10 protein-coding genes are annotated in these 11,024 nt (G+C 71.7%); all 10 read right to left on the reverse strand.

Annotated elements, in window-relative coordinates; all coding sequences use genetic code 11:
* Nucleotides 1-29: 29 nt before the first annotated feature.
* The 10 genes from atpE to rho all read right to left on the reverse strand — a co-directional run bounded on the left by atpE (nt 30) and on the right by rho (nt 10,869).
* On the reverse strand, nt 30-233 hold the full coding sequence (atpE, locus tag SCMU_RS12545) for an ATP synthase F0 subunit C (RefSeq protein ID WP_066498570.1): 204 nt from the start codon (nt 231-233) through the stop codon (nt 30-32).
* 81 nt (nt 234-314) lie between these two features.
* Entirely contained in the window at nt 315-1,115 is an 801-nt protein-coding gene (gene atpB, locus SCMU_RS12550) for a F0F1 ATP synthase subunit A (RefSeq protein ID WP_229229472.1), read from the reverse strand.
* 88 nt (nt 1,116-1,203) lie between these two features.
* Nucleotides 1,204-1,494, reverse strand: coding sequence for an AtpZ/AtpI family protein (locus SCMU_RS12555; RefSeq protein WP_229229473.1), 291 nt, complete (start codon nt 1,492-1,494; stop codon nt 1,204-1,206).
* Nucleotides 1,487-1,966, reverse strand: a complete 480-nt coding sequence (locus SCMU_RS12560; protein ID WP_229229474.1) for a hypothetical protein — start codon at nt 1,964-1,966, stop codon at nt 1,487-1,489. Before SCMU_RS12560 ends, SCMU_RS12555 begins: the two co-directional genes overlap by 8 nt.
* A 114-nt stretch (nt 1,967-2,080) precedes the next feature.
* Nucleotides 2,081-3,616: an MraY family glycosyltransferase gene (locus SCMU_RS12565; RefSeq protein WP_229229475.1), complete on the reverse strand. Its 1,536-nt coding sequence runs from the start codon at nt 3,614-3,616 to the stop codon at nt 2,081-2,083.
* Nucleotides 3,617-3,619: 3 nt separating this feature from the next.
* A complete protein-coding gene (locus SCMU_RS12570; protein ID WP_229229476.1) occupies nt 3,620-5,548 on the reverse strand; it encodes a glycosyltransferase in 1,929 nt (642 codons plus the stop codon).
* Nucleotides 5,549-5,615: 67 nt separating this feature from the next.
* Complete coding sequence (locus SCMU_RS12575; protein ID WP_443020142.1) at nt 5,616-6,389, reverse strand: L-threonylcarbamoyladenylate synthase; 774 nt, start codon at nt 6,387-6,389, stop codon at nt 5,616-5,618.
* 47 nt (nt 6,390-6,436) lie between these two features.
* Nucleotides 6,437-7,468 (reverse strand): N5-glutamine methyltransferase family protein, encoded by a 1,032-nt coding sequence (locus SCMU_RS12580; protein WP_229229478.1) that lies wholly within the window; start codon nt 7,466-7,468, stop codon nt 6,437-6,439.
* The gene (gene prfA / locus SCMU_RS12585) at nt 7,465-8,538 is read right to left on the reverse strand and encodes a peptide chain release factor 1 (RefSeq protein ID WP_229229479.1); all 1,074 of its coding nucleotides are present in this window, start codon (nt 8,536-8,538) and stop codon (nt 7,465-7,467) included. Before prfA ends, SCMU_RS12580 begins: the two co-directional genes overlap by 4 nt.
* 126 nt (nt 8,539-8,664) lie before the next feature.
* Nucleotides 8,665-10,869 (reverse strand): transcription termination factor Rho, encoded by a 2,205-nt coding sequence (gene rho / locus SCMU_RS12590; protein WP_229229480.1) that lies wholly within the window; start codon nt 10,867-10,869, stop codon nt 8,665-8,667.
* Between the last annotated feature and the right edge of the window lie 155 nt (nt 10,870-11,024).

Below are 11,024 nucleotides of genomic sequence, written 5' to 3' on the forward strand. Positions count from 1 at the left end.
GGTTCTGGCTGTGTGCCTCGTGGAAAGGATCAGAGCACGAAGGCGAACACGAGGCCGAGGATCGCGAGCGCCTCGGTGAGCGCGAGGCCAAGGAACGCGATGGGCTGGAGCACGCGCTGCGCCTCCGGCTGACGGGCCACGCCGTTGATGTAGGCCGCGAAGACGAGACCCACGCCGATGGCACCGCCGATGGCGGAGAGACCGTAGCCGACGAGGTTGAGGTTGCCGGTCATTGTTGTCCTTTCAGGTTGCCCAAGCCGGGCAGTTTTCGTGTTCGGTTCATCCCCGGGAGGGGAATTCTCAGTGGAAAAATCTCAGTGGGCGTCCGCGTGGAGCGCGCCCTGGATGTAGATCGCGGTGAGCAGGGTGAAGACGTACGCCTGGAGCACCATGATCAGGGCCTCGAGCATGTACATCGCGGTGGCTCCGGCGAGCACGAGGATGGAGGTGCCCTTGAGCAGCACGCTCTCCTGGGCGATGAGGAAGGCGATGCCGGAGCCGGCGAGCGCCACGACGAGGTGGCCGGCGAGCATCGTCGCGAAGAGACGGAGGCTGTGCGTCATCGGGCGGACGATGAAGTTCGAGATGATCTCGATCGGCACGACGATCGGCATGATGAACCACGGCACCCCGGCGGGGACCACGGTGAGCTTGAGGAACCGCGGGCCGAACTTCCGCAGGCCCACGCCGATCCAGGTGACGTAGACGAGGCCCGCCAGGAAGTACGCGCCGCCCACGTGGGACATGGTCGGGAGCTGGAAGAACGGGACCGCGCCGTAGATGTTGTTGACGAGGATGAAGAAGAAGAGCGCGAACAGCAGGGGCACGAACTTCATGAAGTCCCGGCCGCCGATGATGTCCTTGCCGATCGAGTTGCGGACGAAACCGTAGAGGTATTCGCCGGCGAACTGGAGCTTGCCCGGGACGAGCTGGCCCTTGCGGGAGGCGGCCACGAAGAACCAGGCGATGATGACGACCGAGAGGAGGACCATCAGCATCTGCTTCGAGAAGCCTTCACCTGCGCCCCACGGGATGATCGCCGGGAGGTGCATGTCCTCGAGAGTAGGTGGGGTGAAGGCGCCGTTGTCAGCGGCCGGAAGCGTGAGCGGGGTCAACGCGATTCCTCTCTGCAGTGTCCATCGTCGGGCAGATGCTGGGGCGAGTAGCTTTCGACCCCCACATGTGAAATTTTTGGGTGCTCCATCAGCGACGGTCCGCCTCGGCGGGACCTTCTGGGTCCTGAGGCTCGTCGGGGCCCTTCCGGTGCGTGAGGAGCCCGTGCTTCAGTGTCAGGTAGATGCCGCCGGCAATCCCCACCAGTGCGCCGGCGAGCACGAGCCAGCGCGTTTTCAGGAGATTGTCCAGCCCCCACCCTATCAAACTCCAGACAACGATCCCGCCAATCACGTAGCTGAAGACGGCCATTCCGGAGTTGTAGCCGCCGTCGCCCTCGGGCTGCGGCGCTGCGGGGCGCGTGGGCCTGTTCTCAGGCATGGGGGCCCTCCTGATCGATGGGTGCGTCGTCGAAGATCTGCAGCCGGAGCCGGCTGAACGCGAAGACCTCCACGGCCTGCCACACGACGACCGTGACGATCCCGGCGGCGCCGAACCAGGGGCCGACGATCCACGCAGGCTTGCCGAGCCACAGCAGCAGTGCCGCGAACCCGACGATCTTGAGGACGTAGACCACCGCGAAGACGCCGATGGCGCCCGAGGGGTTGTTGCGGCCCGCAAAATGGCCCGCCACGAGGCTCAGGGCGAAGAACGCGACCACGATGGCCGCGGCGAACAGCACGCTGCCCGCGGCGCCCGGCCCCGAGGCGATGAGTGCCGCGCCCGCCAGGAGCAGTCCCACCGCCCCCGCGGCCGCCGAGCACTTCCACGCGAGGGAGAGCCACGGCGTCCTGGCCCGACCGGATCCGCCGACGCCTGAACTCCCTTGGGGGCCGTGCGTCACAGGATTCATGTCATGCCAATTCGTCAGTCTCCTGCTACCAGGAGGCCGGTCGGGAGGGGGTGCGTGTCTATTCTACACGGCATAGAAGAGTGCCCCCGACGGCGAGGCGCCTCCCCACGCGCCTCAGGCGCGCCGCCGCGCCGTCGTGCGCCACCGGTGGGTCATGCCGCGCCACTGCCACGCCGCCACCCCGGCCTGGGCGAGGACCCACACGGCCCCGCACAGCACGAGCGCGCCCCAGAACCAGGGGCTGTCGGACCAGGGGTTGCGGCTCACCACGAGCAGCACGATCGCGAAGGCGATGACCTTCATGAGCACGTCCGCGACGAGCGTCCTGCGGCCGAACGGCAGCGACGGCGCCGCGAAGTGCAGGATCACGACGGCGAGCCCGCAGCACACGATCACGACGCCGAGTGCGAGGAAGGTCGGGTAGATCATGGGCACCCCCCCGGCCGCGAGGCCCGCGAAGCCGAGCAGCGTGGTGGTGGCGACCGCGGCGGCGAAGGGCACGGTGAACCGGCGCACCCACGCACTCGAGCGCAGCCAGGCGGGCCGGCCCTGTCCGTTGCCCACGGCGTCCCGGGCCCAGGGGTGGAGGGTGAGGAAGGCCATGGCGGGCAGGACGATCGCGTTGGCGATGGTGAGCGGGATCCACGGCACGAACGCATAGGCGACGCCGCCGAACGCCACGAGCGCGGTCCACACGTACATGACCGCGACGGCCTGGCGGTGGGTGTAGCCGAGGTCGAGGAGCTTGTGGTGGACGTGCTCCCGGTCCGCGGAGAAGGGCGAGCGGCCACTCGCCGTGCGGCGCAGGACCGCCAGGACGAGGTCGAGGAACGGCAGGACCATGACGACGATCGGCAGGACGACGGGGATGAAGGTCGGGATGCCCTCGGCGCGGTCGTAGAGGCCTGAGGCCACCTGTCCGGTGGCCACTACGGCGCCGGTCGCCATGAGCAGGCCGAGGAGCATCGACCCGGAGTCCCCCATGAAGATCCTGGCCGGGTGGACGTTGTGCGGGAGGAAGCCGAGGCAGATGCCCACCAGGAGCGCCATGAGCAGCGTCGCGAGGTCCGTGTAGTTCGGCAGGAGCGCGTTGCGGTGGACCCAGTACGCGGTGAGGAAGAACGCGAAGCCGCCGATCGCGGCGACGCCCGCGGCGAGCCCGTCCAGCCCGTCCACGAAGTTGATGGCGTTGACCGTGAGGACGATCACGAACATCGTCAGCGCGATCTGGAGCCACTCCGGCTCCACGGGCAGCGAGCCGAGCGGGAGGAAGGTCATGCGGGGCCCCCACAGTGCCACGATCCCGGCCGCAACGGCCTGGCCCGCGAGCTTGACCCAGCTGTTGAGGTCCACCACGTCGTCGACCGCGCCGAGGGCGACGATGACCGCCGCCCCGCCCAGCACCGCCCACGGCTGGGGGGTGTCCATGAAGATCGCGCGGACCCAGACGGTGTGGGAGGCTGCCCAGAAGGCCACGGCGAATCCCGCGAGCATCGCCAGCCCGCCCAGCCGCGGCACGCGACGGGTGTGGACGTCCCGTTCGCGCACCGGCGAGACGATGTCCCAGCGCAGCGCGAGCACCCTGACCACTCCCGTGAACGCGTACGTGACGATCGCCGCGAGCATCGCTATGAGGACATAGATGAACATGGGCTAGACGGCGGCCTCTCCCGGGGCCGCGGGAGCCTGGACCGCCCCGGTGCCGTCGGGCTGCTCGGTGAACGCCCTGCGGTAGGTGCGGCGGCGCAGCTGGGTGGGCACCATGCGGTACGCGCCGCGCACGAGGACGTTGCGCGCGAAGGTCGTCGGGCCGATGTACCCGGCCCCGAGCATGCGGCGCTGGAGGCGGAGCTCCGCCTCCAGCATGCGCAGGCCGCCCCGCCGTGCGTACGCCCCGTCGCTCACGCGGTACAGGACGAGCGCGTCCGGGATGTTCGCGCCGCGGCTGCCCCGGTGCAGCATGCGGGCCCACAGCCAGTAGTCCTCCATGCCGGCGGCACCGGCGTAGCCGCCGGCGGCACGCACGGCCGAGGCGCGGTACATGACGCTCGGATGGTTGAACGGCGTCCGCAGGTCGAGCTGGGCCATGATCTCGCGGTGGGAGGCGGGCACGGGCCGGCTTGCGAGGGGAACAGACTCGTCGTCGCCGATCTCGGCGATCGCCGAGCCCACGATGTCGTAGCCCTCGGCCAGGAGCCTCAGCTGCCGCTCGAAGCGGTCCGGCAGCGCGACGTCGTCCGCATCCATCCGCGCCACAATGTCGTGCCGGCACCGGTCCAGGCCCGCGTCGAGCGCCTCGGCGAGGCCCACCCCGCTCGGGAGGCGGAGCACGACGGCGGGGTACTCGCCGGAGCGCTCGGCCTCCTCGAGCACGGCCTCGATGTCCTCCCCGACCGGGCCGTCGCGGACGATGACCAGCTCGGTGGGGCCGACCGTCTGGTCCACCGTCACCGACCGGATCGCGCGGTGCACACGCACCGCCGAGTCGCCGGCGTAGACTGGCAGCAGGACCGAGAACGCCGCATCCTCCGCGCCCAGACCGGGTTCGGGGGACGGTGCTGCGAGCACCGGGGCGACGCTGGCCGCGGCAACCGGCGCCGCGGGCAGGCCGCCTGCCGCCTCGAGGACCTCCTCCGTGGGCCGCGGCGCGTGCCCGACCGCCTCGCGCAGCCCGGCGAGGCCCGCGCGGAGCACGACCCGCGGGCGCGGGCTGCCGAGCACCATGCGCCCCCATCGGCGCACCGTCGAGGCGCCGTAGAGGACCTTCTCGGCCGGAGCGAGGGCCGGCGAACGGAAGAACGTCCAGATCTTGTTGCGCACCTCGAAGCGGAATCGCTCCCCGACGTCCACCGTGAACGAGTCGTAGATGCGCGTGTGGTGCTCGACCACCGAGTCGAGGCTCGCGAGCGCGAGCCGGTGGCGGCCGAGGCGCATGGTGAACTCGAAGTCGTCGTTCCACAGGAAGAAGTCGGCGACCGGCAGGCCGTGCGCGCGCACGGCGTCGGCGTCGACGAAGAGCGAGACGAACGAGGCGGAGCGGATCACGCGCGCACGGTGTGCGGCGGCGAACGCCCGGTCCGCGTCGGACGCGTCCCACCGGTCGCGCATCGTGTTCATCGGATGGTCGCGGCCGTCGGTCCAGACCACGCGGCTCGCGATGAACGCGGGCCGGTCCGTCTCCGGGTATGCGGTCCACAGGCGCACGGCCTCGGCGAGAGTGTCCCTCTGGGGCATCGTGTCGTCATCCATGACCCACAGGAGATCGGGGCGATGGTGGGCGAGGGCGGCGGCGATCCCGGCCGCGAAGCCGCCCGCCCCGCCCGTGTTGGTGTCCAGGCGCACGAGCTCGTACGCGAACGGGAACTCGAGGCCCGCGAGGTAGTCGGGCGAGCCGTCGGTGGAGGCGTTGTCGACGACGACGAGCGCGTCCGGCAGGCGCTCGCCCGCCGCAAGGGCCTCGAGCGAGCGAGCAAGCAGCTCGCGCCGGTTGTAGCTGACGACGACGGCGACGACGCGCGCCTCGCCAGCCGTCTCGGCGGCACTGGCGCCTGCGCCGGTACCGCCGGGGGAAAGTGTGCTCATGCTGGGGTCGACCTCTGGGGGAAGAATCGGGGGTGGCAGTACGACCCTACCGAATGACGGAGGGCTGCTACGCCTCGGGCGAGGCGTCCGACGACGCCGGTTCGGGGTCCCCCGCCGCTTCGGGCACGCCCGCGTCCGCGGGCCTCTCCGGCGCCTCCGGCTCCTCGCCGAGGCCCAGCACGCCCGGGGCGACCTCGCGGATCGCCTCGAGGCTCAGCGCGCCCTGGCGCACAATGCGCGGCCGTTCCCCCGTGCAGTCGACGATTGTGGACGGGAGCCCTGCCGCCCCGCCCGGCCCTCCGCCGTCCACCGGTCGGAAGCCCTCCTCGAGGTACACCTCGACGCTCTCGGCGAGCTGCTCGCGGGCCTCGGCGGCGGTCTGGGCCGCGGCGTGGCCCGTCCGGTTGGCGCTCGAGACAGCCAGCGGGCCGGTGATGGTCAGGAGCGCCTGGGCCAGCTCGTCGTCGGGGATGCGCAGGGCCACCGTGCCCTTCGTCTCCCCCAGGTCCCACGTGAGGGACGGCTGGGCATGGAGGATGAGCGTGAGCGGGCCCGGCCAGAACTTCTCCGCGAGCGCGCGGCCGTCCGCCGGTATCTCGGTCGCGAGCCCGTCCATGGTCTGCAGGCGCGGGATGAGCACGGGCGGCGGCATGGAGCGTCCGCGGCCCTTGGCGGCCAGCAGCGTCGCGACGGCCTGCGCCGAGAAGGCGTCCGCCGCGATGCCGTAGACCGTGTCGGTAGGCATCACGACGCACTGCTTCTGGGCGATCGCGCGCTGGGCATGGGCGAGGCCCTCGGCGCGCTGTTGTGGATCGGTGCAGTTGTAGGTCGCGGTCGTCACGGCGTCCATTCTTCCACGCGCGGCTTGGGCGCCCGTTCAGGTGGGCGTCACGCGCGGACCGCGCTCGTGGCCCGCGGGAGCCCGTTGAGGTCCTCGTGTGAGCGCACGCCGGACCACGCCGGGTCCGCCGCCAAGAGCTCGGCGATGCGGGCGGCCTGCACTTCCGCGTGCTCCATGACGAAGAACCCGCCCGGGCGCAGGAGCCGCGCGGCAGTCACCGCCGCGGCCAGCGGAAGCTCCAGGCCGCCGTCGGCCCCGCCGTAGAGGGCCATCTCCGGGTCATGGAGGGCGGCCTCCGGCTCGCGCGGGACCATCTCCGGCGGGATGTAGGGCGGGTTGGACACGACGACGTCCACGGTCCCGTCCAGTTCGCGGAACGCGGTGCGCAGGTCCCCGAGCGCGAGGTGCACGCGGCCGCCCACCTCGGGCAGAGCGGCATTGCGGGCGGCCCACGCGTGCGCGAGCTCGGACAGCTCCACGGCGTGCACGACGGCGCCGGGCACCTCCTGCGCGATCGAGGCTGCGATCGCTCCCGATCCCGTTCCGAGGTCGACGACGACGGGCCCGGCCGCCCGGCGCGCGCGAGGGGCTCGGGGTGAGCCGGCGGCGCTGGGCGGGTGGCCGGCGTCGTGCGCGGTGTCCGAGCCGGGACCCGCGACCGCGCCGGGGAAGTGCTCCGCGATCCAGTCGAGCGCCACCTGCACCACGCCCTCCGTCTCGGGCCGGGGCACGAAGACGCCCGGGCCCACCGCGAGCGTGAGGTGACGGAAGTGGGCGGTGCCGGTGAGGTGCTGGAGCGGGACGCGGCGGCCGCGTTCGGCGACAAGCTCCCAGAAGGCGTCCGCGAAGCCTTCCGGGGCGGTCGCACCGGTGATCGCGAGCGCGCGGAGGCGGCCGAGGCCCCCGCCGCCGAGGGGCGAGGAGGGATCGCGCGCGAGCACGTGCTCGGCGAGGATCTCGGCGTCCACGCGGGGGCTCGGGCAGCCGGCCTCGGCCAGGACCGCGGCGGCGCGGCGCAGGGCAGTGCCGAGGTCCTCCGGCCGGGGGGCCTCAGGCCCCGGGCCCGCGGGTGCGCTCACTCCCCGATGGCCTCGAGGCGGTGCTGCTCGTCCATGTCGATGCAGGACTGGATCACGGGTCCGAGGTCCCCGTCCATGACCGCGTCGAGGTTGTAGGCCTTGTACCCGGTGCGGTGGTCCGCGATGCGGTTCTCCGGATAGTTGTACGTGCGGATGCGCTCGGAGCGGTCCATCGTGCGGACCTGGGACTTGCGGGCCTCGGCGTTCTCCGCGTCGATCTGCTCCTGCTGGTGCGCGAGGAGGCGCGAGCGGAGGACGCGCATCGCGGCCTCGCGGTTCTGCAGCTGGGACTTCTCGTTCTGCATCGCCACGACGATGCCGGTGGGCAGGTGGGTGATGCGCACGGCCGAGTCGGTCGTGTTGACGCTCTGCCCGCCCGGGCCCGAGGAGCGGTACACGTCGATCTTGAGGTCGTTGGCGCCGATCTCGATCTCCTCGGGTTCGTCGACCTCGGGGAACACGAGGACGCCGGCCGCGGACGTGTGGATGCGCCCCTGGGACTCAGTGACCGGCACGCGCTGGACGCGGTGCACGCCGCCCTCGTACTTCAGGTGCGCGAACACGCCCTCCGCGGGGTCATTGGACGAGCCCTTGATCGCGATCTGGATGTCCTTGTAGCCGCCGAGGTCCGACTCGGTCGAGGAGAGCACCTCGGTCTTCCAGCCCTTAGACTCCGCATACCTGGTGTACATGCGGGTCAGGTCCGCCGCGAACAGGGCTGCCTCGTCGCCGCCCTCGCCGCCCTTGACCTCGAGGATCACGTTGCGGGCGTCGTTGGGGTCGCGCGGGATGAGGAGCCGGCGCAGCTTCTCCTGCGCCTGCTCGTGGCCCGCCTCGAGGTCCGGGACCTCGGCAGCGAAGTCGGGGTCCTCCGCGGCCATCTCGCGGGCGGCCTCGAGGTCGTCGCCGAGCTGCTTCCAGCGGTTGTAGGCCTCGACGATGCCGTTGAGCTCAGCGGAGCGCCGGCCGAGCTTCCGCGCGAGCGCCTGGTCCTGGTAGACCGCGGGGTCGCTGAGGCGCTTCTGGAGCTCGGCGTGCTCGTCCAGAAGCCCGTGCACGGACTCGAACATGTCAGGGGCCTTTCGAAGGAATGAAAAAGGAAGGAAAACTGGGAGGAGACTGCGGAGGGACCTGGGAGGCAGAACGACGACGGCGGCCGGCCCCCGTGGTACGGGTGCCGGCCGCCGTGCGGGGCGCTAGTGCCTGTCGCTCTCGCCCTTGCCGGCGAGGGTCGTCTTCTGCACCTGGAGGAGGAACTCGACGTTCGAGCTCGTCTCCCGGATCTTCGTGGTCAGCAGCTCGAGGGCCTGCTGCGTGTCGAGGCCCGAGAGCACCCGGCGCAGACGCCACATGATCTTGACCTCTTCAGGCGAGAGCAGGTTCTCCTCGCGGCGCGTGCCGGACGCGTTGACGTCCACGGCCGGGAAGATGCGCTTGTCGGCCAGCGCGCGGGAGAGGCGGAGCTCCATGTTGCCCGTGCCCTTGAACTCCTCGAAGATGACCTCGTCCATCTTGGAGCCGGTCTCGACGAGCGCCGTGGCGAGGATCGTCAGGGAGCCGCCGTTCTCGATGTTGCGCGCCGCGCCGAAGAAGCGCTTCGGCGGGTAGAGCGCGGCCGAGTCGACGCCGCCCGAGAGGATTCGTCCCGATGCGGGGGCGGCGAGGTTGTACGCGCGGCCAAGACGGGTCATCGAGTCCAGGAGCACGACGACGTCCATGCCCATCTCCACGAGGCGCTTGGCGCGCTCGATGGCGAGCTCCGCGACGGTCGTGTGGTCGTCAGCCGGGCGGTCGAAGGTCGAGGCGATGACCTCGCCCTTGACCGAGCGCTGCATGTCCGTGACCTCTTCGGGGCGCTCGTCCACGAGCACCATCATGAGGTGCACCTCGGGGTTGTTCGTGGTGATCGCGTTCGCGATGGACTGCAGGATGAGCGTCTTGCCGGCCTTCGGCGGGGAGACGATGAGGCCGCGCTGGCCCTTGCCGATCGGGGCCACGAGGTCGATCACGCGGGGGCCGATCTTCTTCGGGTCCGTCTCGAGCCGGAGGCGCTCGGAGGGGTAGAGCGGCACGAGCTTGGTGAACTCGACGCGGCCCTTCATCTCCTCGGGGGCCTTGCCGTTCACGCTCGTGACACGCACGAGGGCGTTGAACTTCTGGCGGTTGCCGTGGCCCTGGCGACCGCCCTGGCTGTGGCTCTGGTTCTCCTCGCCCTCGCGGGGGGCGCGGATCGCGCCGACCACGGCGTCACCCTTGCGCAGGCCGTACTTCTTGACCTGGGTGAGCGGGACGTAGACGTCGTTCGGGCCCGGGAGGTAGCCGGAGGTGCGGATGAATGCGTAGTTCTCGAGGACATCAAGGATGCCGGCCACGGGGAGCAGGACGTCGTCCTCGGTCACCTCGGTGTCGTCGAACTCGGGGCCCGCGCTGCGGCGCCCGCCCCGGTCGCGCACGCGCTCGTTGCGGTCGCGGAAGCGGTCGCTGCGGCCGACCTGCTGCGACTGCTGAGACTCGTCGCGGTCGCGGCCACGGCGGTTGCGGCGCGAACGGCGCGAGCCGCCCTCCTCGCCCTCGCCCTCGTCGCGGCGGCGGTCCTGCTGGCCGCGCTCGTGCTGGCGCTCCTGCTGCTGCGCCCGGTCCTGCTGGCCACGGCGGCCACGGCCTTCGCCTGCTTCTTCGTGGCGGGCGGGCGCCTCGCCCTGCTCGTGCGCAGGGGCCTCGGCGGTCTCGCCGCGCTCCTCACGAGGCGCGCGCTCCTCACGGGGGGCGCGCTCCTCACGGGGCGCGCGCTCCTCGCGGGGGGCCGGGGCCGCCTCGGTCGAGGCCTCGCCCGCCTCGGCGCGGCGGTTGCGGTTGCGGGTACGGCTCGGGCGCGTCGTCGGCTCGGCGGTGGGCGCCTCTGCCGTGGTCTCGGCCTGCGGCTGCGCCACGGACTCTGCGGCGGGCTCGGCCTGCGGCGCGCCTTCCTCGGCGGCGGGCGCCGCGGCCGGAGTCACGATGCCGTCGCTACCGGCGCGGCGGCGTGTACGGCGGGCGCGCGGAGCCGCGGGCGCTGAGGCCGCGCCGTCGGCCGACGGCGCGGCCTGCTCCACGGCGGGGGCGGCCGGCGCCGTCTCGGCCGCGGCCTTCTCGGCCGCGGCCTGGGGCTCGGGGAGCGTGGTCTGGGCGGGTGCCTCGGCGGCAGCGGCGCGGCGCTGCTGGGCCGGGCGGCCCACGGGCTCGCCCTTCTGGTGCGCGGTGATCGCTGCGACGAGGTCGCCCTTGCGCATGCGAGATCCACCGGTGATGCCCAGCTGGGACGCCAAGGCCTGCAACTGCGCGAGCTTGAGGCCGGCAATTCCCTTGGACTCGGACGCGGAGGAGGATTCCACTGCTGGGTTCAGCTCAGTGGTCTGTGTCACGGATGGTCCTTCCGGAGTCGATGCGCCGGCATTCGGAGCCGACCCATCGTGGTCGTGGCCACCGACTCGAGCAGCGGCCAGGCTGGTGCACTGCGGGGCCAGATGGCCGGGCAGCGCTGTAGTCATTCAGCCCGCCCCGAGCGTGCGGTCGTCTG

Origin of the sequence: Sinomonas cyclohexanicum (genome assembly GCF_020886775.1) — a bacterium.
GTDB classification, from domain to species: Bacteria; Actinomycetota; Actinomycetes; order Actinomycetales; family Micrococcaceae; genus Sinomonas; species Sinomonas cyclohexanicum.

Coding starts and splice junctions, on each gene's coding strand:
- SCMU_RS12570 (WP_229229476.1), bottom strand. CDS start 5,548: ATGAGCACACTTTCCCCCGGCGGTACCGGCGCAGGCGCCAGTGCCGCC.
- prfA (WP_229229479.1), bottom strand. CDS start 8,538: ATGTTCGAGTCCGTGCACGGGCTTCTGGACGAGCACGCCGAGCTCCAG.
- SCMU_RS12560 (WP_229229474.1), bottom strand. CDS start 1,966: ATGAATCCTGTGACGCACGGCCCCCAAGGGAGTTCAGGCGTCGGCGGA.
- SCMU_RS12565 (WP_229229475.1), bottom strand. CDS start 3,616: ATGTTCATCTATGTCCTCATAGCGATGCTCGCGGCGATCGTCACGTAC.
- atpE (WP_066498570.1), bottom strand. CDS start 233: ATGACCGGCAACCTCAACCTCGTCGGCTACGGTCTCTCCGCCATCGGC.
- SCMU_RS12555 (WP_229229473.1), bottom strand. CDS start 1,494: ATGCCTGAGAACAGGCCCACGCGCCCCGCAGCGCCGCAGCCCGAGGGC.